We start from the raw sequence: 19,656 nt of genomic DNA on the forward strand, positions 1-19,656 counted from the left end.
GCGCGCCGCTCGCCGCGTTCGGCTCGACGCCGAAGGACGCCTCCGGCGACGCCCGGGTGCTCGGTGACAATCGATTGCATCTGCACGTGGCGAATCTCCCGAGCGTTCCGGGGTACTACGAGGTCTGGCTGATCGATCCGAACACGATGAAGATGTTCTCCGTGGGTACGCTGAGCAACGGTTCGGGGGACGCGCTGCTGCCGATCCCCCCGAACGTCGACCTGCGCACCTACACCGTTGTCGACGTCAGCGCGGAGCAGTACGACAACAAGCCCGGCCACTCCGGCGACAGCCTGCTGAGGGGCACCCTGACGGGCTGATCGGCGGGCCGGCTCAGCTCCCCGGCCCGCCGATCAGCTCCCTACGAGAAAGGCCGCCGCCCGGTGCACCGGGCGGCGGCCTTTTCACGCGACGCTCACTTGCGCTTGCGGATCTCGTCGGCGGCCTGGGGGACGACCTTGAACAGGTCGCCGACCACGCCGTAGTCGGCGAGTTCGAAGATCGGCGCTTCGGCGTCCTTGTTGACCGCGACGATGGTCTTCGAGGTCTGCATGCCGGCCCGGTGCTGGATCGCCCCGGAGATACCCAGCGCGACATACAGCTGCGGAGAGACCGTCTTGCCGGTCTGACCGACCTGGAACTGGTGCGGGTAGTAGCCGGAGTCGACCGCCGCGCGGGACGCGCCGACCGCGCCGCCGAGCAGGTCGGCCATCTCCTCGACCAGCTTGAAGTTGTCCGCGTTACCGACACCACGCCCGCCGGACACGACCACCGACGCCTCGGTCAGCTCGGGGCGGGAGCCCTTCTGCTCCGCGACCCGCTCCACGACCTTGGCGAGCTTGTCCGCGTCGGTGACCGACACGGTGAGCTGCTCCACCGCCGGGCTGGCCGCGGCCGGGACCGGGTTCAGCGAGTTCGGCCGGACGGTGACCAGCGGCAGGCCCTTGGTGACCTTGGACTTGACGATGGTGGAGCCGGCGAACGCCACCTGGGTGGCGGTGCCGTCCGCGGCCAGGCCGACCACGTCGGTCAGGATGCCGTTGTCCAGCTTGACCGCGAGGCGGGCGGCGATCTCCTTGCCCTCCTGCGACGAAGCCAGCAGCACGGCCGCCGGCTGGACACGCTTGACCAGCTCGGCGACCACAGTCGCCTTGGGGGCCACCAGGTAGCCGTCGATCTCCTCACCCTCGGCCGCGTAGATCTTCTCCGCGCCGTACTCGCCGAGCTTGGCGCTCAGCGCCTCGGCGGCGCCGGCGCCACCGAGCACGACGGCGCTCGGGGTGCCCAGCTCGCGGGCGAGGGTGAGCATCTCCAGGGTGACCTTCTTGACGCCGAACTCCCGGGTGGCTTCGACGACGACGAGAACCTCAGACATGTCAGTGACCTCTCACACGAACTTCTCGGAGGCGAGGAACTCGACCAGCTTCACGCCGCCGTCGCCCTCGTCGGTGATCTTCTCCCCGCCGGAACGCGGCGGCCGCTTCGAGTGCTCCACCACAGCGCTGGTGGCGCCGTCGAAGCCCACCTCCGCCGGGGCCACGCCCAGGTCGCCCAGGGAGAGCGTCTGCACCGGCTTCTTCTTCGCGGCCATGATGCCCTTGAACGACGGGTACCGCGGCTCGTTGATCGTGTCCCACACGGAGACCACAGCCGGGGTCGAGGCGGTGACCACCTCGTAGCCCTCCTCGGTCTGCCGCTCCACCGTCAGGGCCGACCCGTCCACGGTCAGCTTCCGCGCGCCGGTCAGCGCCGCCACACCCAGCCGCTCGGCGATCATGTGCGGCATCACCTGCACCCGGCCGTCGGTCGACTCCGCACCGCACAGGACCAGGTCGGCGTTCAACTGCCCGAGCGCGGCGGCGAGGACCTTGGAGGTGGCCACCGCGCAGGAACCGTGCAGGGCGTCGTCCACCACGTGGACGGCCTTGTCCGGGCCCATCGACAGCGCCTTACGGATCGACTCGGTCGCCCGGTCCGGACCCATCGTCAGGATGGTGACCTCACCGCCGTGTGCTTCCTTGATCTTCAACGCCTCTTCGATGGCGTACTCGTCCATCTCATTGATGACGTTGTTCGCCGAACCGCGGTCGACGGTGTTGTCGTCAGCACGCAGGCTGCGGTCCGCGCCCGAATCAGGCACCTGCTTGACGAGTACGACGATATTCATCGCGCTTCGACGACCCTCCTGTTTGGTGTTGCGATCACTCGCCCGGTCACGGGCGCAGCCTCCCGCGTGACGGAACGTGGGTCAACCGCGGGCAGCTGTGCACTTCCCCACGAGCGCAATGTTACCCGCAAGTAGCATGGGCACCCCGACCGCCCGCAGTGACGCAGGTCACCGGCATCAGGCCGATCCGGCCAGCGCCTGGGTGATCTTCTCGATCGCCGCCGCCTCGGCCGGCTCGATGCCCCGGTGCGCCTGCGCCACCCGCTCCGCCGCTGCGAGCACCACCGACCGGTACGTCTCGGCGTCGGCGGGCGACTTGTCCCGGAGGATCTCCATCGACCGGCCCAGCGCGGGCAGCACCACGGACTCGACCTCCAGGGCCGAGTCCCGGGGCAGCTGCGGCAGCGGGCCGGTGGTGAGCGCCTCCTTGACCACGCCCCCCACCTCGGCGAGTGCTCCGGAGGCGGCGAAGCTCTCCCGCACCATCGCCAGCACCCCGGGTACGGCGTTGGAGACCAGGAAGACCGCGCCGAACGCGCCGGTCTTCAGGGTGAGCCGCTCGTCCGCCGTCAACCGTTCCATGATCACGGAGTGTATACGTACGGCGTGGAGGTGGTGACCGCAACGAGTCCGAGCCGCTCCAGGATGGGCCGGCTGTCCGGCGAGCAGTCCACCTGCAGCAGCGTCTTGCCGCGCTGCTGCGCCAGCCGCGCCCGGTACGCCACGAGCGCCCGGTAGATGCCCTTCTTGCGCCACTGCGGCAGCGTCGAGCCGCCCCAGAGGCTGGCGAAGCCGGTGCCGCGCTGGTAGCGGATCCAGCCGGCGCTGACCACCGTCTCCCCGGCCTCGGCCACCACGATCGTGATCGACTGCGGATCGGCCTCGACCTCCCGGGCCAGCCCGTACACCAGGTGGCTGCGGTCCTCCCGCCAGACCTCCTCCTCCATGGCGGCGATGCGCTCCAGGTCGGCCCGGCTGGTGACCTCGCGCAGGCGTACCCCCTCGGGGAGCACCGGGACGGCGGCGGCGAGCGGCGCGACCGGGCCGACCACGACGGTCTCCTGGTCCTCGGGTACGAAGCCGGCGGCGCGCAGCCGGTCGCCCAGGTCGGCCGGCTCGTCGTGACCGGCGAGCTTCCACTCGACCGACTCGCCCCGAGCCCGGAAGACCTCGACCTGCCGGGCGATCAGCGCGTCCAGCTCGGCGCCGGCCAGGCCGTCCAGCGTCCGGTAGGTGAGGAAGCCACGGTGGTCGAGGCCGAGCACGCGGAACAGCGGGCCGTCGCGCTCCACCGTCACCCCGTCCGGCAGCGGGTCCGGCAGCTCCGGTCGAATCTGTGCGTCGTAGGCGGCGCGCAGCTCACGCGCGTCAAGATCGGTCATCCCCCCAGGCTAGGCGCGGGGCAAAGCGGATAATCGGCAGCGTGTGGGAGTCGATCAAGAACTGGTTCGACCCGCGTGAGCTGCGTTCGGTCGGCAACCCGCCGGACTACCGCTTCTCGCTGGCGAACGAACGGACGTTCCTGGCCTGGCTGCGTACCGGCCTGGCGCTGGTGGCGGGCGGGCTCGCCGCGGCGCAGTTCCTCCCGCCGCTGCGCCTGGCCCACCTGCGCGAGGCGCTCGCGATCGCGCTGCTGCTGCTCGGCGCGACCGTCTCGATCCGGGCGGTCGACCACTGGGCGCGCACCGAACGGGCCATGCGGCTGGACGAGGAACTGCCCGCATCCCGCTTCCCGGCCGTGCTGGCGCTGATCGTCGCGATCGGCGCGCTGCTGCTGGTGGCCGCCGTGCTGCTGGGTGGCGCGGGATGACCCGCGACCCCGGCCTGCAACCCGAACGCACCCGGCTGGCCTGGCGGCGGACGCTGCTCACGCTGACCGCGGTGCTGCTGCTGCAGCTCCGGCTGGCGTTCACCGGCCGGGTCCTCGACGCGCTGCTGACCGGAGCAGCGCTCCTGGTCTGGCTCGCCGTGCTCGTGGTGACGTGGCACCGGGCCACCGGCGCAGGGCCGCGGCGGTTCGACAGCTGGTCGGTGCCGCTGACCGCGATCGGGGCGGCCGGACTTGCGGTGCTCGGCGTGGCGCACGTGCTGGGCGGGGTGCGCTGACGTGCGCGGGTGAGCCATCATGGGGCATGGCCCGCCTCTACGTGCTGCTCTTCCTGGTTCAGGTCGTCCTCGCGGTCGTCGCGCTGATCAGTTGCCTCTCCGCCGACGAGGAGAAGGTCAAGGCGCTGCCCCGGATGATCTGGGTGCTGATCATTCTGTTCTTCCCGCTGGTCGGCTCGATCGCCTGGTTCCTGGTGGGCCGCGAGCGCCCGGCCGGAACCACCGGCGTCACCGGCGCGGCCCGGCCCGCCGCCCCGGCCGGTCGCCCGCTCGCCCCGGACGACGACCCGGAGTTCCTCGCCTCGCTCGACGAGCGGTCCCGCCGCGAGGACCAGGAACGGCTGCGGCTGTGGGAGGAGGACCTGCGCCGCCGCGAGGAGGAGCTGCGCCGCCCGGACGACCGGGACCGCCCCGAGGTCTGACACGCGCCGCGGGCCGCCCGCCGGTCACCCGGCGGACGGCCCCGCACGCGCCGCGGTCAGGCCAGGTTCGACGACCGGGGGTACGCGTCAGCCGGGTCGGTCAGCACGTTCACCAGGTACGGCACGCCCGAGTCGAACGCGCGCCCCAGCGCGGGCCCGAGGTCGGCCGCCTTCTCCACCGTCTCGCCCCCGCCGCCGAGCGCCTCGACCACCTTGTCGTAGCGCAGCCCGGGCTGGAGGTCGGCGGCCACGTCGTAGCCGTACATCGCCCGCATCGGGTGCTTCTCCAGCCCCCAGATGCCGTTGTTGCCGACCACGATCACCACCGGCAGCTTCTGCCGGACCAGCGACTCCACGTCCATCAGCGAGAAGCCGGCCGCGCCGTCGCCCATCAGCACGCAGATCTGCCGGTCCGGGTGGCTGATCCGGGCGCCCATCGCGTAGCCCATGCCGGTGCCGAGGCACCCGTACGGGCCGGGGTCGAGCCAGGTGCCGGGCTGGGCCGGCTCCAGGTAGCGCCCGGCGTACGACACGAAGTCGCCGCCGTCGCCGATGGTGACGGCGTCCGGGGCGAGCACCTTGCGCAGCTCGCCGTAGATCCGGGCCGGGCGGATCGGGTCGCTCTCGGCGGCCATCTCCTCGGCGTCGCGGGCCTTCGCCGCGTCCTCGGCGGTACGCAGCTCGGCGATCCAGTCGGCGTGGTCGGCCCGGTCACCGGTGTGGTCGGCGAACGCGCCGAGGATCAGCCGCAGGTCACCGGCGGGCGCGGCGGCCGGCTGCACGTGCCCGGCCCGCTGGCTGGGCGCGTCCACCACGTGCACCACCTGGGCGTCGCCGAAGTCGCCGAAGGAGAGCCGGAAGTCCAGCGGGGTGCCGATCACCACGACCACGTCGGCGCCCTTGAGCGCGACCCGGCGGGCCTTGGCGAACGCGAGCGGGTGCTCCGGCGGCAGCGCGCCCCGGCCCATCCCGTTCGTGAACACCGGCACCCGCAGCGACTCGGCGGCGGCACGCAGCGCCTCGACGGCGTCGCCCGCGTACACGTCGGAGCCGGCGATGATCACCGGCCGGGACGCGCCGGCGATCAGGCGGGCCGCCTTCGCGACCTCGTCCGGGTCCGGCTCGATCGGTGCCGGCGGCGTGACCGCCGGCAGGTCGGCGTCACCGACCGAGAAGACCGCCTCCAGCGGGAAGTCCAGGAACACCGGGCCGCGGTGCGGGGTGAGCGCGGTGGTCAGCGCCGCCGACACCGCGCGCGGGATGTCGTCGGCGCTGAACACCGTCTCGGCGTGCTTGGTCACCGGCGCGACCAGCGGCAGGTGGTCCATCTCCTGGAGGCTGCCCGAGCCCCAGCGGAACTGCGGGGCCCGCCCGCCGAGCACCAGCACCGGCGAGGCGTTGAAGAACGCGCTGGTCAGGCCGGAGACGCCGTTGGTGACGCCGGGGCCGGCGGTGAGCACGGCCAGGCCGGGGCGGCGCTGGAGCTTGGCCACCGCCTCGGCGGCGAACACGGCGGACTGCTCGTGCCGCACGTCGTAGAGGGGGAAGCCCGCCTTGTGGGCGGCGTCGTAGAGCGGGAAGACGTGCCCGCCGGAGAGCGTGAACATCTCCCGTACGCCGTGCGCGCGCAGTGCCGCGAGCGCCAGATCGCCGCCGTGGCCCTCGACCCGTTCCGTCATGCCATTCCCCTTCATCGACCGACCGGGGTCACGTTACTGGCCGGTACAGCAGATGTGAACAGCTCTCGCGTCAGCGGCCGGTGAAGCCCGGCTTGCGCTTCTCCACGAACGCGGTCATGCCCTCGCGCCGGTCGTCGGTGGCGAACAGCGCCGCGAAGAGCTGACTCTCCCAGGCCAGGCCCGAGGTGAGGTCCATGTCCAGACCCGCGTCGACGGCCGCCTTCGCCGCCCGCAGCGCCTGCGCCGGCCCGGTCAGGAACGGCTTCACGTACGCCACCGCGGCGTCGTAGACCTCCGCGGCCGGCACCACCTGGTCGGCCAGGCCGATCCGCAGCGCCTCGGCGGCGTCGACCATCCGACCCGTCATGATCAGGTCCTTGGCGCGGGCCGGGCCGACCAGGCGGGCCAGCCGCTGCGTGCCGCCCGCGCCCGGGATGATGCCGAGCTTGATCTCCGGCTGGCCGAGCTTGGCGTCCTCGGCCACGATCCGCCAGTCGCAGGCCAGCGCCAGCTCGCAGCCGCCGCCGAGCGCGTACCCGGTGATCGCGGCCACGACCGGCTTCGGGATACGGGAGATCGCGCCGAGCGCGCTGGACAGGTCGGCCGCGCGCTCCGCCATGTCCACGTAGGACATGTCGGCCATCTCCTTGATGTCCGCGCCGGCCGCGAAGACCTTCTCGCCGCCGTACACGATGACGGCGCGGACCTCGGCGTCGGCGGTGGCCGCCGCAGCGGCGGCGCGCAACTCCTCCTGCACCTGGGTGTTGAGCGCGTTCATCGGCGGCCGCTCCAGCCGGATGGTGCCGATGCCGTCCTTGGATTCCAGCTTGACGAACTCGCCCACGCTGCCCTCACTTCCTCGTCGAAGTCGCGTGCCAACCTTACGGCTCGCCTCGTTGGGGTAGACAGTGTGGTGTCGGCGACTCCCCAGGTAGCCGCCGGAGTCGCCGCCGCCCCGCCACCGGGAGTGAGGTCATGATCACCTACTTCGACGACCGGTCCGTCCAGGTCACCTCCACCACGGTACGGGTGGACGGGCGCACCTACCCGCTCGCCGAACTCACCACGGTGTGGCACCGGCGGGGCGAACGCTCGTGGCGGGTGCTCGCCGGGCGCGGCGCGATCGGGGCCGCGATCGCCGGGCCGCTGGTCACCGCCGTGCTGGGCATCGGGCTGGCCGTGTGGCTGCAACGCTCGGCGGTGGTCACCATCGCCATCGTCGGGATCTCGGTGCTGATCGGCCTGGCCGTCGGGCCGGTGGCCGACTTCCTCTTCGAGTACCTGGACCGCTCCTACGCCCGGGGCAGCCGGGAGATGGAGATGTGGGCCGACTGGCGGGGTCGTCCGGTGCGGCTGCTGCACACCCGGGACGCGATGCGCTTCGGCCAGATCTACCGGGCGGTGCAGCGGGCCATGGAGAGCCTGCCGGCCGCGCCCGGTCGTCCCGCGGCCGACCCTGCCGCGACCGGTCCTGCCGCGACGGGTCAGAACGTGATCGGCTCGTCCGGCAGCAGGCCCAGCCCGCGCAACAGGCCGTAGGTATCCTGCTCGCCCGGCCCCGCCCGCCATACCGTCACCCTACCGACGCCCGACCGTCCGGTGTCGACACACGCGGTTAGGCTGATTTATGGCCCTCTATTACCGGGACGACGCGGTGCAGGTCACCTCGGACGCGATCCACGCGGGTGGTCGGGTCGTCGCGCTCGCCGACGTCACGTACGTCTGGCACGAGCGCGGCGCCACCACCCTCGCGGTCCGGGGACGGGTGCTGGGACGCGGGGTGCTGGTCCTGCTGCTGTCGCTGCCACCACTGGTCGCCGTGGTCTGCGTGCTCTCCCTCGCCTGGTCGGCGCAGGACCGGGGCGAGTGGAAACTGGCCCTGATCATCCTGGCCGCGTTCGTGGTGATCGGCCTGGCGCTCACTCCGTTCCTGGAGGTGCCGCTCGGCTGGCTGGACCGCTCCTACGAGCGCGGCAACCGGGTGCACGAACTGTGGGTGCAGCACCACGGGCCGGGAGACGATGCTGGTCCCGCACGCCCGACGCGCTGCGGTTTCGGGCAGATCTACCGGGCCGTGCAACGTGCCCGTGGGAACAGCAGACCGACCGGGCGCTTGAGCCGACCGGCGCCGGTCAGGGCCAGCGGCAGCGTGGGTAGCGATCGGGCCAGGCCCAGCAGCACCGCCCCCTAGCAGCGGGGGCCAGCCACCAAGGGCGCTGCCCGGGCGGCGCAACACCGCGGGCCCAGGGCGGCTGGCAGGGCCACAAGGTGGCGGAACAGCGGCACCACCAGCAGCACGAACCCGGGCGCCAGGCCGAGCACCGTCGCGGCGGCCAGCACCAGCACGGCGATGCCGCCGGTGGCCGCGTAGCGGAGGCCGTCGCCGCCCGCGAGCCGCTCGGCGCCGAGCAGGAACACCAGGCAGCAGAACGCCACCAGGGGCAGCAGCCACCACCGGGCCCCGACCGGCACGGTCGAGGTGAGCCCGAGATGAAGCGGCAGCGCGACGGCGAGCACCGCGTACCCGAGGAACGCGACAGCGACCACCGCGGACCGGACGCCGCTCGCGGTCGGCGGTGTCCCACCGGGGCGCGCGTAGCGTGCCGCGGCGGCCAGCAGCACGCCGGTGAGCAGCAGGAACACGGCGACGTATCCGCCCACGGCGAGCGGCAGGCGGGCGGGCGGCAGCAGCGCGGCGGACACCGCGCCCAGCCCGGCCGCCGGCACCGTCGCGGCCAGCCACCAGCCGGTACGCGGACCGCCCGCGCCCGGCCGCGCCCGGCGCGGCAGCAGGGCCGCAAGCGGCACGAAACCCAGCGCGAGCCCGGCCAGCAGCAGCCCGGCGCCGCCCGGTCGGGTCAGCGGGGACGGCTCCGGCCCGCCGGTACGGCCCGGGAGCGCGTCGAGCACCGCGGCGTGGGTACGCGGCGCGAACAGCACCGACACGTGCTCGACGCCGGGCGCCACCACCCGCGTCCGGGAACCCGGTGGCGCGTCCCGGGTCGCCTCGTCGACGGCCTGGCGGAAGCCGGCGAACTCCAGCCCGCCCACCACCAGCGTCAGGTTCCCCGGCCAGCCGGCCGGCACGTCACCGCCGTCGGGCAGCGAGATCGCCACCGTCCGGTCGATCTCCGGATGCGCCACCGCGTACCGGACGACAGCGCCGGCGCCCATCGAGTGCCCGACCAGGACGATCCGGTCCCTGTCGACGCCGGGACGCCCGCGCAGCCACCCGACCGCCACGTCCAGGTCGTGCCGCAGCCGCGCCCGGGCGCGTTCCTCGTCCCGCGCGGCGCCGGGCAGCCGGGACCCGCTGGCGCCGTGCCCGGCGAAGTCGAGCAGCACCGCGACGCCGCCCTGGCGGGCCACCGAGTCGGCCAGCGGCCGCATCAGCCGGGCCGACCCGGCGAAGCCGTGCGCGATCACCACCCCGGGCCGCAGGTCACCGGCCCCGCCGTCGGCCCGTACCTCGGTCAGCGGCACCCCGGCCACCGTCGCCCGCGCGGTGCTCAGCCCGGCGTCGGCGCGGACCAGGAGCAGGGCGCCGAGGACAACGGCGAGCAGCGCGACCACGCCGCAGGCGAGCGTTCGCCGCGACGCCGGGCCGGGGGTGGGCATGCCGGCACCCTACGCCGCGTCGGCGGCCCGGCGTGACCTTCGCCGCCTGGCTGCCGCCGGGCGGCACTGGCCGCGACGCCGCACACTGGATGCCATGGCGATCCCTCTCCCCCGGCCCGGCGCCCTGCTCGGCCTCACCCGTACCGCAGTGGACCAGGCGCTCGGCTCCGCCGCCACGATGGCCTCGGTACCCGCTCGCGCCTTCGCCGTCCTCGACCAGGTGGAGGCGCTGGTCCGGCGGATCGACGGAGTGGTGGACCGGATCGAGGGCACGCTCGACCGCACCGACCGGGTGCTGGCCGACGCCGAGACGGCGGTCCGCGAGGTGGCGGTGATCAGTGCCGCCGCGACCGCGGCGATCGACACGGCGACCGAGGTGGCCGCCGCCGCGACGGTGGTGGTCGGCGAGGCGCAGCGGGTCTCCGCGGCGGCGGCCACCGTGGTCGGCGAGGCGGACCGGGTGGCCCGCAGCGCGGCCGGTGTGGTCACCGAGGCGGAGACGGTGACCGCGCGGGCGGTGGGCACCCTCGCCACCGCCGAGAAGGCCACCGGCGTCGCGAACGAGCTGCTGGCCGCGTACGAGGCGACGCTGCGCCGGGCCGCGCCGATGGCGGCGCGTTTCGTGGAGCAGCTCAGCCCGGAGGAGGTGACCGCAGCGATCCGTCTCGTGGACGAGTTGCCGAAGCTCAAGGACCACCTCACCTCGGACGTGCTGCCGATCCTGGCCACGCTGGACCGGGTCGGCCCGGACCTGCACGACCTGCTGGACGTCACCCGCGACCTCAAGCTCGCGGTCGCCGGCATCCCCGGGCTCGGCATGCTGCGGCGACGCGGCGAACGCCTCACCGACGAGGTGTAAGGAAGGGCCCCTTGTTAACGCCTCCGGTAGTGAAAGGGGCCCTTCTTAACAGTCGGCGAACAGCTCGTCGATCTCCACGCGGTGCGGCAGCGCAACCGAGGCGCCGAGCTTGCGTACGCACGCCGCACCGGCGGCCGCCGCCCAGCGCACCGCGTCGGCCAGGTCCCGCCCCTCACCCCAGGCCACGGCGAGCGCCGCGGTGAACGCGTCGCCGGCGGCGGTCGAGTCGACCACGTCCACCGGCACCGCCGGCACGTGCGTCGCCGGTCGCTCCCGGTCGACGTACCAGGCGCCGTCGCCGCCGAGCGTGAGCACCGCCCGGGGCACCAGATCCAGCAGCGCCGCCGGCTCGTCCCGGCCGCGACCGGTCAACGCCTGCGCCTCCGGCTCGTTCACCACGAGCAGGTCGGTGGCCGCCAGCAGCTCGGCCGGCACCGGCCGGGCCGGCGCGGCGTTGAGCACCACCCGGGTGCCCGCCGAACGGGCCGCGAGCGCCGCCTCGGTCACCGTCTCGACCGGCACCTCCAGCTGCGCGACCAGCACGTCCGCATCGCGTACGGCGGAAAGCTCGTCGGCGGTCGGCGACGTGAACGCGGCGTTCGCGCCCGGCGTGACCAGGATGGCGTTCTCCCCCGCGCCGCCGACCATGACCAGGGCGACGCCGGACGGGCCGTAGACCACGCGCAGGTGCCCGGTGTCCACGCCGGCCGCTGTCATCCGGGCCCGCAGCGTCACGCCGAACGAGTCCGAGCCGATCGCGCCGAGGAAGACGCAGGAGGCGCCGGCGCGTACCGCGGCGACCGCCTGGTTGGCGCCCTTGCCGCCGGGCAGCATGACGAAGTCGCTGCCCAGCACCGTCTCACCCGGCCGGGGCAGCGCCGCGCCGATGCCGACCAGGTCCATGTTGGCGCTGCCGACGACGGCGATCCGGGTCTGCGGCACGGTGTCCGTCCCGTCGCTCAGGCGGCGCGGGCGGCCCAGCGGTCGCCGGACCGCGTGACCACCAGCGGCAGGCCGAACGTCTTCGACAGGTTGTCGGCGGTGAGCACGTCGCCGAGCAGGCCCTGCGCCACCACGCCGCCCTCGCGCAGCAGCAGCGCGTGCGTGAAGCCCGGCGGGATCTCCTCGACGTGATGGGTGACCAGCACCATCGCCGGCGCGTCCGGGTCGTACGCCAGCTCGGCCAGCCGGGCCACCAGGTCCTCGCGCGCGCCCAGGTCGAGCCCGGCGGCCGGCTCGTCGAGCAGCAGCAGCAACAAGATGTCCATCTTCGTCGTCCAGGACTACCAGTCCGATTAGCACGGCTAACCATTAATCGACATGCCGACTGGTAACCACCCGCACGAATGAAGATACCAGATATTCAACCCGTGGCAGCTCGATGTTTAAGCTGAGTCGAGTGGGGATCCGCTCGGCGAGCGTCGCGGTGGACAGGCCGATGCGGGTACGCAGCTCGTTGACGTCGGTGCGGCCGATGCGCTCGCCGAGCACGTGGGCGACGCCGTTGGTCGGGTACAGCCGGCCGGAGGCCAGGTTGAGCAGTGTCGTCTTGCCCGCGCCGTTCGGCCCGAGCACCACCCACCGTTCGTCCAGCTCGACCCGCCAGTCGACGTCGTGCACCAGCGCCGTGCCGGAACGCTTGACGCCGACCCCGTCGAGGCTGACCACCAGATCCGCGTCCACGGTCGAGGGGGCGGGGGCGCCCGGGGCGCCGGGGATCAGGTCACCAGTCACCGCACCATCCAATCACGCATCCGGCACGGTGCCCCCCACGGGAGGCGTCGCCACCATAGGGTGGGGCGCCGTGTCGTTGGTCACCGCTTCCGGAAGGACACCCATGCCCGACCGCTGCCGGAAGGCGCGCGGATGAGCGCGGTCATCGAGATCGCCGGCCTCCGCAAGACGTTCCACTCGCTGCGCCAGGGGCGGCGGGTCGCCGTCGACGGCTTCGACATGCTGGTCGAGGCGGGTCAGGTGCACGGTTTCCTGGGGCCGAACGGGTCCGGCAAGACCACCACGCTGCGTGCGCTGCTCGGGCTGGTCCGGCCGGACGCCGGGCGGATGCGCGTGCTGGGCGCCGATTCACCCGAGCGCCTGCCGGACGTGGCCGGCCGGGTCGGCGCGATCGTGGAGAGCCCGCAGTTCTTCGCCAACTTCACCGCGCACCGGACGCTGCGGCTGCTGGCCGTGGCCGGTGGCGTGCCGACCGTCCGGGTGGACGAGGTGCTGGAGCAGGTCGGGCTGCGGGACCGGGGCCACGAGCGGGTCAAGGGCTACTCGCTGGGCATGAAGCAGCGGCTGGCGGTCGCCTCGGCCCTGCTGAAGAACCCGGAGCTGCTGATCCTGGACGAGCCGGCGAACGGGCTGGACCCGGCCGGCATCCGGGAGATGCGCGACCTGACCCGGTCGCTCGCCGAGGCCGGGGTGACGGTGCTGCTCTCCAGTCACATCCTGGCCGAGATCCAGTTGATCTGCGACCACGTGACGATCGTCAGCCGGGGGCGGCGGGTCGCGTACGGGCCGGTGGAGGAGGTGCTGGCCGGCTTCGACCAGCACCAGTGGCGGGTGCGGGTGGCCGACCCGGAGCAGGCCGGTGACCTGCTGGGCCGGGCCGGTCTGTCGGTGACGGCCGGGCCGGACCACCTGGTGGTGACCGGCGTGGAGGATCCGGAGACGATCAGCCGGACGCTCGGCGAGCAGGGCGTGTGGGTACGCGAACTGGTCCCGCTGCGGCCGGACCTGGAAAGCGTCTTCCTGGAACTGACCGGCGACCACGAGCACATGGGCGTGGAGGTGCCGCGGCAGGTCGACGGCGCGCCGCCGAGCGACGGAGTGATCGACCTCGACGTCCGGGAGAGCCGGGAGGTGGACGCGTGAACCTGGTCCGTGCCGAGCTGGAGCGGCTGGCCGCCCGGCGCTTCGTGCAGCTCATGGTGGTGCTGCTGGCTGCCGCCTTCGCGGTGACGGTGGTGACCACCCTCGCCGGTTCGCACCGGCCCAGCCCGGCGGAGCTGAGCCGCGCGCAGGCGCAGGCGGCGGAGAGCGTCCGCGAGATGGAGATGACGTACGACCGCTGCCTGCGGATCCGGGAGGGCTCGCTCCCGCCGGCCGAGAACGACTACCTGCCGCGCGACTGCGCCCAGATCGACCCGGCCCAGCTCGACGAGCTGCCGACCGCGGCCGACTACCTCAGCGGTGTCTTCGTCTTCGCCAAGGAGGCCGAGCCGCTGCTCTACTTCCTGATCGCGTTCCTGACGCTGTTCGGGTTCCTGGTCGGCGCCTCGTACATCGGGGCCGACCTGAACTCGGGCGGGGTGGTCAACCTGCTGCTGTGGCGGCCCCGGCGGTCGACGGTGCTCGCCGCGAAGCTGGGCACGCTGCTGGGCGGGCTGGTCGGCCTGTCGGTGCTGGCCTCGGTGGCGTACCTCGGGGCGTTCTGGTTGATCGGCCAGGCGTCCGGTCTGGTGGGGCGGACCGGCGGCGACTTCTGGCCGTCGCTCGCCGCGATCTGGGGGCGCGGCCTGGTGCTGGTGCTGCTCGCCGCGGCGCTCGGCTTCGCCGTCGCCACGCTGGGCCGGCTGACGTCGGCGGCGCTCGGCGCGGTGGCCGCGTACGTGGTGGTGTGGGAGCTGGGGGCACGGCTGGTGTTCCAGATCCTCCAGGTGGGCCGGCCGGACCGGTACATGCTGTCCAGCTATCTGGCGGCCTGGCTCTCCGGTGAGGTGCGGCTCTGGGACGGCAACGCCTGCGGCCCCGGGATCTCCGGCTACTGCGACGGCTCGTACACGGTGACCTGGCCGTCGGGTCTGGTGGTGCTGCTCGGGCTCACCGGCGCGCTCGTGGCCGCGGCGTTCACGGTGTTCCGCCGCCGCGACCTGATGTGACGGAAGGGCAGGCCCGGCAACTCCTTGCGAACCCTGACGCCATGATGAAGGATTCCTTCACATGGCGTCAGGGCGCACGACGCGGTCAGCCGACCGTCGAGCCGAACACCTCGTCGCGCACCGCGTCCAGCGCGGTACGCAGCGCGCCGCGCAGGATCGGCTCCTCGGTCAGCCCGGTGGTCACCACCCGGGGCCGGACGAGCGTGATCGCGGCGACCTCGTGCTGCACCCGCTCGGCCAGCGCCGCCCCGCCCGCCTGCCCGACCGCGCCGGCGAGCACCACCAGCGGCGGGTCCAGCACCACGCAGGTGCTCGCCACGCCGAGCGCCAGCCGGCGGGCCAGCTCGTCCAGCATCGGCCCACCGGCGGTGCCGGCCGCGATCGCCGCGCGTACCACCTCGGCCGCTCGGGCCGCCGCGACGCCCTGCTCCGCCGCCTTCGGGGTGGCGAAGCCGTGCTCGGCGGCCACCGCGCGTACCGCGTCGGCGCCGACGAGCTGCTGGAATGCCGGCTTGGCCCGCTTGGACACGTCGCGCGGGATGGGCGCGCCGGGCACCGGCAGGTAGCCGATCTCGCCGGCCGCGCCGCTGCTGCCGTGGTGCAGCCGCCCGCCCAGCATGATCGCCAGGCCGACGCCGGCGTCCACCCAGACCAGCACGAAGTCGGAAGTGCCCTGGGCCGCGCCGGACTGCGCCTCGGCCACCGCGGCGAGGTTCACGTCGTTCTCGAACACGACCGGGGTGTCCAGGTCCTCGCGCAGCGCGGCGAGCAGGCCGCTGTGCCAGCGCGGCAGGTTGAACGCGAAGGTGATGTCACCGGTCTGCGGGTCCACCAGGCCGGGGGTGCCGAGCACGACGCGCCGGACGGCGGACAGCTCCGCCCCGGCGCTGCTGGCCGCCTGGACCACCGCGTTGTGCACCACCCCGACCGGGTCGTCGGTGTCCTTCGTGGACTGCTCGACCCGGCCGGCCACCGTACCGGTGATGTCGGCGCAGGCCGCCACCACCCGCTCCGCGCCGACGTCCACGCCCACCACGTACGCGCTGCTCGGCCGGACGGCGTAGAGCTGGGCGTTCGGGCCCCGCCCGCCGGCCTGCTCGCCGACCCGGGCGACCAGGCCGCGCTCCTCCAGCCGTTCGACGAGCTGGGACGCGGTGACCTTGGACAGCCCGGTCAGCTCACCGATCCGGGCCCGGGTCAGCGGGCCGCGTTCGAGCAGCAGCTCCAGCGCCGCACGATCGTTGAGCGCCCGCAGGAGTCGGGGGGTACCGGGCAGCCGGGTCGCACTCATGCCGTCGTCCTCAATTTTCAGTAAAGTTTTCTAACCACAAAACGCCTGCCGAGGGGCGTCCGTTAGCGTATCGGCCGCCCCGATCCGCGAAGGTCGGACGACCCGGCAGGGAAAGGGGATACTCGTGGGTCAGGATCCAGGACTCCGGCGGCTCGCGCTGGGCACGCTGCTGGCCGCGTACCCGGGTCCGGTCCCGCCGGACTGGGCGGTCGACCTGCTCGCCGACGGGCTCGCCGGGCACACCCTGTTCGGCACCAACATCCACGACCCGGCCCAGGTCGCGGCGTCCACGGCGGCACTGCGCGCCGGCCGCCCCGACGTGATCGTCGCGATCGACGAGGAGGGCGGCGACGTCACCCGGCTGGCCCACGCCACCGGCAGCCCGTACCCGGGCAACGCCGCGCTCGGCACCGTCGACGACCCCGCGCTGACCCGCGAGGTGTACGCGGCGATCGGCGCCGAGCTGGCCGCGCTCGGCGTCACGCTCGACCTGGCGCCCACCGTCGACGTGAACACCGCCGACGAGAACCCGGTCATCGGCACCCGCTCGTTCGGCGCCGACCCGAAGCGGGTGGCGGTCCACTCGGCCGCCGCCGTCGCCGGCCTCCAGTCGACGGGCGTGGCCGCCTGCGCCAAGCACTTCCCCGGGCACGGCGCCACAGTCGCCGACTCCCACCACGAGCTGCCCACAGTCGACGTGCCGCCGGCCGTCCTGCGGGAACGGGACCTGCCGCCGTTCGCCGCGGTGGTCGACGCGGGCGTCCGCGCGGTGATGACCGCGCACATCCGGGTGCCGGCGCTGACCGGCGACGGCCCGGCCACGTTCAGCCGCGCGGTCCTGCACGACCTGCTGCGCGTCGAGTACGGCTTCACCGGCGCGGTAGTCACCGACGCGCTGGAGATGAAGGGCGCGGTGCTCGCCGCCGGCGGGGTCGGCACGGGCGCGGTCCGGGCGCTGGCGGCCGGCGCGGACCTGCTCTGCATCGGCGCCCGGGTCGACGCCGAGCTGGTCGAGTCGGTCGCCGCCGAGATCGTCGCGGCGATCGGCGACGGGCGGCTGGCGCGCGAGCGGGTCGAGGAGGCGGCCGGCCGGACCGCCACGCTCGCCGCCGCCACCGGCCCCGCCGCCGCCCCGCCGCCCGCCACCGACGGCCTCGGCTACGCCGCCGCGCTGCGGGCGGTACGGGTCGAGGGCGACCTCACCCGCGCCGCCGCACCCCTGGTGGTGCAGGTGCACGCCACCTCCACCGTCGCCGAGGGGCGGGTGCCGTGGGGGCTCGGCCCGCACCTGGCCGCCGGGATCGAGCAGGCCCGCGCGGTGGCGGGCGAGACCGACCCGGAGAAGCTGCGGCGGCTCGCCGGGGACCGGCCGGTCGTGCTGGTCGGGCGGCACCTGCACCGGCTGCCCGCTGCGCGGGAGCTGGTCGAGGCGCTGGCCGCCACGCATCAGGTGACAGTGGTCGAGATGGGCTGGCCGGGCGCGTGGCGGCCGGCTGGCGTGCGCGCGTTCGTCGCCACCCATGGCGCCAGCCACGCCAACGGCCGCGCCGCCGCGCAGACGCTGGGCCTGACCGGCTGACCGCATCACTCTTGAACACGTTCAAAATCTGTCGTACGCTCAGGGCGTCCTTGATTTGAACACGTTCAAGAGAGGCGACGGGGATGGACGTGAAGGTCTGGATGTACCTGGCCTACCTCGCGGTCAGCATCGGTCTGACCATCTGGGTGGCCCGGGCACTGTCCCGCAACGGGCTGGTGTTCCTGCAGGACGTGTTCGCCGACAGCCGGCTGGCCGAGGCGGTCAACAGCCTGCTCGTGGTCGGCTTCTACCTGCTCAACCTCGGCTACGTCACGGTGGCGATGAAGGAGTCCGGCCCGGTCGGCGACACCAGCCAGGCGCTGGAGCAGCTCTCCATGAAGGTGGGCCTGGTCCTGCTGGTACTGGGCGCGCTGCACTTCTTCAACGTCTTCGCGCTCGGCCGCTACCGGCGCGGCCGCCTGCGGCAGCAGGCCACCCACCCGCCGCTGCCGCCGGTCCGTATCCTCCCGCCGCAGGGTGGGCCCGTACCGGCAGGCGGCCCGAACCCGCCGGCCCGGTGACGTCCGCCCCGGGCGGGCGCCCGTCGGATCCCACCGGGCACGGGGCCGGTGGGATCCGCGGGTTCACCGTCCTGTTCGACGCGGGCTGCCCGATGTGCCGGGGCGCCCGGCGGTGGCTCGCCTCGCGGCCCCAGCTCGTACCCCTGGAGTTCGTGCCGGCCGGGTCCGCCGAGGCCCGGCGGCGCTTCCCCGGCCTCGACCACGACGCGACGTTGCGGGACCTGACAGTGGTGGCCGACACGGGCGCGGTCTACAGCGGCGACGGCGCCTGGTTCGCCTGCCTCTGGGCGCTCGCCGAGCATCGGGGTACGGCCGAGCGGCTGGCCCGCCCGCACCTGCTGCCGCTGGCCCGGCGGGTGGTGGCGGCGGCCTCCGCGGTCCGCGAACGGATCCGGGAACCGGGATACGGTGACGACGATGACCGAGCAGAGTGCGCCGACGACCGCTGCGGGTGGGCAGGGGTCGACGGCCCGGGGTGAGCAGACCCGCCAGTTGATCCTGGACACCGCGATGCGGTTGTTCCGCGAGCGCGGGTACGCGCGCACCACCATGCGGGCGGTCGCCCAGGAGGCCGGCGTGGCGGTGGGCAACGCCTACTACTACTTCGGCTCCAAGGAGCACCTGGTCCAGGAGTTCTACGCGGGCACCCAGCGCGATCACCGGGAGGCGGCCGGCCCGGTGCTCGCCCGGGAGCGGGAGTTCGCCGCGCGGCTGGCCGGGGTGCTGCACGCGGGCATCGACGTGCTGAGCCCGTACCACGCGTTCGCGGGCGCCTTCTTCAAGACGGCGGCCGAGCCGACCTCGCCGCTCAGCCCGTTCTCCGCCGAGTCGTCGGAGCCGCGGGACATGTCGATAGCGCTGTTCCGCGAGGCCCTCACCGGGTCCACTGTCAAGCTCGACGACGAGCTGCGCGAGGCGCTGCCCGAGCTGCTCTGGCTCGGCTACATGGGTGTGGTGCTCTACTGGGTGCACGACCGCTCGGACGGGCAGGTCAAGACCCGCCAGCTCATCGACGGCGTGGTGCCGCTCGTGGACCGGCTGGTGGGGCTGTCCCGGCTGCGCGTGCTGCGGCCGGCCACCCGGCAGGCGCTCGCCCTCATCCATACGCTGCGTCACTGACCTCGCCCGCGCACCTGCCAGCGATTTCGCAGGTGAGAGTCCGCAACCGGACAGCAACACACCCCTTGTTCACGGTCGGTAATACACATAGCGTTACCGGTGTCGGGGCCTGGGGGAGAGCTGCGGACCGTGGATCCGGCCCGGGATCCACGGTCCGCGCCGAGCCGGGCCGGCTCAGCGGGGGAACACGCCGAACGCGGTGAAGCCGCGATCCGGGAACCCGGCCGCCTCGGCCACCCGGCCGGACGCCGCGTTGCCCGGGTCGTGCAGGTAGGTGGGAATCGCTCCCTCGTCCAGCACCCGGCGCGCCGCCTGCGCGACCAGCCGCCGGGGGCCGCGCCCGCGCGCGGCCGGCACCGTGCCCACCGCCAGCTCGTGCCCGTACGAGTCGTGCCGCTTGATCCCCACCCC

22 protein-coding genes and 3 pseudogenes are annotated in these 19,656 nt (G+C 73.7%); 13 read left to right on the forward strand and 12 right to left on the reverse strand.

The genetic code is table 11. The features are described from left to right. A partial coding sequence (locus MCBG_RS13855) for an anti-sigma factor (protein WP_223201215.1) occupies positions 1-320 on the forward strand: 320 nt, incomplete at its 5' end. A 95-nt stretch (positions 321-415) separates the two neighbouring features. Here the strand turns inward: MCBG_RS13855 and MCBG_RS13860 are convergent. The 4 genes from MCBG_RS13860 to MCBG_RS13875 all read right to left on the reverse strand — a co-directional run bounded on the left by MCBG_RS13860 (position 416) and on the right by MCBG_RS13875 (position 3,549). Further along, positions 416-1,375 (reverse strand): electron transfer flavoprotein subunit alpha/FixB family protein, encoded by a 960-nt coding sequence (locus MCBG_RS13860; protein WP_043326064.1) that lies wholly within the window; start codon positions 1,373-1,375, stop codon positions 416-418. Between the two features lie 12 nt (positions 1,376-1,387). Next, the gene (locus MCBG_RS13865; RefSeq protein ID WP_043326066.1) at positions 1,388-2,167 is read right to left on the reverse strand and encodes an electron transfer flavoprotein subunit beta/FixA family protein; all 780 of its coding nucleotides are present in this window, start codon (positions 2,165-2,167) and stop codon (positions 1,388-1,390) included. 177 nt (positions 2,168-2,344) lie between these two features. After that, positions 2,345-2,749 (reverse strand): hypothetical protein, encoded by a 405-nt coding sequence (locus MCBG_RS13870; protein ID WP_043330576.1) that lies wholly within the window; start codon positions 2,747-2,749, stop codon positions 2,345-2,347. A gap of 2 nt (positions 2,750-2,751) precedes the next feature. Then, complete coding sequence (locus MCBG_RS13875; protein ID WP_043326068.1) at positions 2,752-3,549, reverse strand: GNAT family N-acetyltransferase; 798 nt, start codon at positions 3,547-3,549, stop codon at positions 2,752-2,754. Between the two features lie 41 nt (positions 3,550-3,590). On the opposite strand from MCBG_RS13875, the gene MCBG_RS13880 reads away from it, so the two are divergent. Genes MCBG_RS13880 through MCBG_RS13890 form a run of 3 tightly spaced genes read left to right on the forward strand, consistent with a single transcriptional unit; the run spans position 3,591 to position 4,695 of the window. Continuing rightward, the gene (locus MCBG_RS13880) at positions 3,591-3,977 is read left to right on the forward strand and encodes a YidH family protein (protein ID WP_030500920.1); all 387 of its coding nucleotides are present in this window, start codon (positions 3,591-3,593) and stop codon (positions 3,975-3,977) included. Then, positions 3,974-4,273 (forward strand): DUF202 domain-containing protein, encoded by a 300-nt coding sequence (locus tag MCBG_RS13885; RefSeq protein WP_030500921.1) that lies wholly within the window; start codon positions 3,974-3,976, stop codon positions 4,271-4,273. The genes MCBG_RS13880 and MCBG_RS13885 overlap by 4 nt, the downstream gene beginning before the upstream one ends. 26 nt (positions 4,274-4,299) lie before the next feature. Continuing rightward, positions 4,300-4,695, forward strand: coding sequence for a PLD nuclease N-terminal domain-containing protein (locus MCBG_RS13890; protein WP_043326070.1), 396 nt, complete (start codon positions 4,300-4,302; stop codon positions 4,693-4,695). Positions 4,696-4,751: 56 nt separating this feature from the next. On the opposite strand, the gene MCBG_RS13895 is transcribed toward MCBG_RS13890, so the two are convergent. Continuing rightward, positions 4,752-6,374 (reverse strand): acetolactate synthase, encoded by a 1,623-nt coding sequence (locus MCBG_RS13895; protein WP_043326072.1) that lies wholly within the window; start codon positions 6,372-6,374, stop codon positions 4,752-4,754. 70 nt (positions 6,375-6,444) lie between these two features. Further along, positions 6,445-7,218 carry an enoyl-CoA hydratase-related protein gene (locus MCBG_RS13900; protein WP_043326074.1) on the reverse strand — a complete coding sequence of 258 codons (774 nt, stop codon included), beginning with the start codon at positions 7,216-7,218 and terminating at the stop codon, positions 6,445-6,447. 131 nt (positions 7,219-7,349) lie between these two features. Between MCBG_RS13900 and MCBG_RS13905 the strand changes: the two genes are divergently transcribed. Both MCBG_RS13905 and MCBG_RS13910 read left to right on the forward strand, forming a co-directional pair. After that, positions 7,350-7,913 (forward strand): DUF6232 family protein, encoded by a 564-nt coding sequence (locus tag MCBG_RS13905; RefSeq protein WP_043326076.1) that lies wholly within the window; start codon positions 7,350-7,352, stop codon positions 7,911-7,913. Between the two features lie 88 nt (positions 7,914-8,001). Continuing rightward, positions 8,002-8,565 carry a DUF6232 family protein gene (locus tag MCBG_RS13910; RefSeq protein ID WP_369799307.1) on the forward strand — a complete coding sequence of 188 codons (564 nt, stop codon included), beginning with the start codon at positions 8,002-8,004 and terminating at the stop codon, positions 8,563-8,565. Here MCBG_RS13910 and MCBG_RS13915 read toward each other — a convergent pair. Next, positions 8,562-9,992 (reverse strand): alpha/beta fold hydrolase, encoded by a 1,431-nt coding sequence (locus MCBG_RS13915; RefSeq protein WP_157560783.1) that lies wholly within the window; start codon positions 9,990-9,992, stop codon positions 8,562-8,564. The two genes, MCBG_RS13910 and MCBG_RS13915, sit on opposite strands and share 4 nt — an antisense overlap. A 94-nt stretch (positions 9,993-10,086) precedes the next feature. Here MCBG_RS13915 and MCBG_RS13920 point away from each other — a divergent pair, with 94 nt between their 5' ends. Continuing rightward, positions 10,087-10,851, forward strand: a complete 765-nt coding sequence (locus MCBG_RS13920) for a hypothetical protein (protein ID WP_043326078.1) — start codon at positions 10,087-10,089, stop codon at positions 10,849-10,851. Positions 10,852-10,896: 45 nt separating this feature from the next. Here MCBG_RS13920 and MCBG_RS13925 read toward each other — a convergent pair whose 3' ends face one another. The 3 genes and pseudogenes from MCBG_RS13925 to MCBG_RS13935 form a co-directional block, all read right to left on the reverse strand. Beyond that, positions 10,897-11,793, reverse strand: a complete 897-nt coding sequence (locus MCBG_RS13925) for a ribokinase (protein ID WP_043326081.1) — start codon at positions 11,791-11,793, stop codon at positions 10,897-10,899. A 17-nt stretch (positions 11,794-11,810) separates the two neighbouring features. Next, positions 11,811-12,107 (reverse strand): annotated as a pseudogene (locus MCBG_RS13930) (ABC transporter ATP-binding protein); the annotation flags it as partial. Between the two features lie 144 nt (positions 12,108-12,251). Beyond that, a pseudogene (locus MCBG_RS13935) lies at positions 12,252-12,585 on the reverse strand (ATP-binding cassette domain-containing protein); the annotation flags it as partial. Between the two features lie 132 nt (positions 12,586-12,717). On the opposite strand from MCBG_RS13935, the gene MCBG_RS13940 reads away from it, so the two are divergent. After that, positions 12,718-13,728 (forward strand): ABC transporter ATP-binding protein, encoded by a 1,011-nt coding sequence (locus tag MCBG_RS13940; protein WP_043326083.1) that lies wholly within the window; start codon positions 12,718-12,720, stop codon positions 13,726-13,728. Next, positions 13,725-14,735 carry an ABC transporter permease subunit gene (locus MCBG_RS13945; protein WP_043326085.1) on the forward strand — a complete coding sequence of 337 codons (1,011 nt, stop codon included), beginning with the start codon at positions 13,725-13,727 and terminating at the stop codon, positions 14,733-14,735. The genes MCBG_RS13940 and MCBG_RS13945 overlap by 4 nt, the downstream gene beginning before the upstream one ends. 85 nt (positions 14,736-14,820) lie before the next feature. On the opposite strand, the gene MCBG_RS13950 is transcribed toward MCBG_RS13945, so the two are convergent. Continuing rightward, the gene (locus MCBG_RS13950) at positions 14,821-16,026 is read right to left on the reverse strand and encodes an ROK family transcriptional regulator (RefSeq protein ID WP_030500934.1); all 1,206 of its coding nucleotides are present in this window, start codon (positions 16,024-16,026) and stop codon (positions 14,821-14,823) included. A gap of 124 nt (positions 16,027-16,150) precedes the next feature. Between MCBG_RS13950 and MCBG_RS13955 the strand changes: the two genes are divergently transcribed. The 4 genes from MCBG_RS13955 to MCBG_RS13970 all read left to right on the forward strand — a co-directional run bounded on the left by MCBG_RS13955 (position 16,151) and on the right by MCBG_RS13970 (position 19,245). Continuing rightward, positions 16,151-17,605, forward strand: coding sequence for a glycoside hydrolase family 3 protein (locus MCBG_RS13955; RefSeq protein WP_043326087.1), 1,455 nt, complete (start codon positions 16,151-16,153; stop codon positions 17,603-17,605). 83 nt (positions 17,606-17,688) lie between these two features. Then, positions 17,689-18,126 (forward strand): hypothetical protein, encoded by a 438-nt coding sequence (locus MCBG_RS13960; RefSeq protein WP_043326089.1) that lies wholly within the window; start codon positions 17,689-17,691, stop codon positions 18,124-18,126. After that, on the forward strand, positions 18,123-18,605 hold the full coding sequence (locus MCBG_RS13965; RefSeq protein WP_043326091.1) for a thiol-disulfide oxidoreductase DCC family protein: 483 nt from the start codon (positions 18,123-18,125) through the stop codon (positions 18,603-18,605). The genes MCBG_RS13960 and MCBG_RS13965 overlap by 4 nt, the downstream gene beginning before the upstream one ends. Next, entirely contained in the window at positions 18,544-19,245 is a 702-nt protein-coding gene (locus MCBG_RS13970) for a TetR family transcriptional regulator (protein ID WP_043326093.1), read from the forward strand. The genes MCBG_RS13965 and MCBG_RS13970 overlap by 62 nt, the downstream gene beginning before the upstream one ends. 174 nt (positions 19,246-19,419) lie before the next feature. On the opposite strand, the pseudogene MCBG_RS13975 reads toward MCBG_RS13970, so the two are convergent. Next, a pseudogene (locus MCBG_RS13975) lies at positions 19,420-19,656 on the reverse strand (GNAT family N-acetyltransferase); the annotation flags it as partial.

The sequence above is a fragment of the Micromonospora sp. M42 genome (assembly GCF_000568915.1).
Lineage (GTDB): Bacteria > Actinomycetota > Actinomycetes > Mycobacteriales > Micromonosporaceae > Micromonospora > Micromonospora chalcea.

What these genes read in the sequence shown, in the direction of transcription:
- MCBG_RS13860 (WP_043326064.1), bottom strand. Translation starts at nt 1,375, where the DNA reads ATGTCTGAGGTTCTCGTCGTCGTCGAAGCCACCCGGGAGTTCGGCGTC.
- MCBG_RS13865 (WP_043326066.1), bottom strand. Translation starts at nt 2,167, where the DNA reads ATGAATATCGTCGTACTCGTCAAGCAGGTGCCTGATTCGGGCGCGGAC.
- MCBG_RS13870 (WP_043330576.1), bottom strand. Translation starts at nt 2,749, where the DNA reads ATGGAACGGTTGACGGCGGACGAGCGGCTCACCCTGAAGACCGGCGCG.
- MCBG_RS13875 (WP_043326068.1), bottom strand. Translation starts at nt 3,549, where the DNA reads ATGACCGATCTTGACGCGCGTGAGCTGCGCGCCGCCTACGACGCACAG.
- MCBG_RS13885 (WP_030500921.1), top strand. Translation starts at nt 3,974, where the DNA reads ATGACCCGCGACCCCGGCCTGCAACCCGAACGCACCCGGCTGGCCTGG.
- MCBG_RS13890 (WP_043326070.1), top strand. Translation starts at nt 4,300, where the DNA reads ATGGCCCGCCTCTACGTGCTGCTCTTCCTGGTTCAGGTCGTCCTCGCG.
- MCBG_RS13895 (WP_043326072.1), bottom strand. Translation starts at nt 6,374, where the DNA reads ATGACGGAACGGGTCGAGGGCCACGGCGGCGATCTGGCGCTCGCGGCA.
- MCBG_RS13905 (WP_043326076.1), top strand. Translation starts at nt 7,350, where the DNA reads ATGATCACCTACTTCGACGACCGGTCCGTCCAGGTCACCTCCACCACG.
- MCBG_RS13910 (WP_369799307.1), top strand. Translation starts at nt 8,002, where the DNA reads ATGGCCCTCTATTACCGGGACGACGCGGTGCAGGTCACCTCGGACGCG.
- MCBG_RS13915 (WP_157560783.1), bottom strand. Translation starts at nt 9,992, where the DNA reads ATGCCCACCCCCGGCCCGGCGTCGCGGCGAACGCTCGCCTGCGGCGTG.
- MCBG_RS13920 (WP_043326078.1), top strand. Translation starts at nt 10,087, where the DNA reads ATGGCGATCCCTCTCCCCCGGCCCGGCGCCCTGCTCGGCCTCACCCGT.
- MCBG_RS13940 (WP_043326083.1), top strand. Translation starts at nt 12,718, where the DNA reads ATGAGCGCGGTCATCGAGATCGCCGGCCTCCGCAAGACGTTCCACTCG.
- MCBG_RS13950 (WP_030500934.1), bottom strand. Translation starts at nt 16,026, where the DNA reads ATGAGTGCGACCCGGCTGCCCGGTACCCCCCGACTCCTGCGGGCGCTC.
- MCBG_RS13960 (WP_043326089.1), top strand. Translation starts at nt 17,689, where the DNA reads ATGGACGTGAAGGTCTGGATGTACCTGGCCTACCTCGCGGTCAGCATC.
- MCBG_RS13970 (WP_043326093.1), top strand. Translation starts at nt 18,544, where the DNA reads ATGACCGAGCAGAGTGCGCCGACGACCGCTGCGGGTGGGCAGGGGTCG.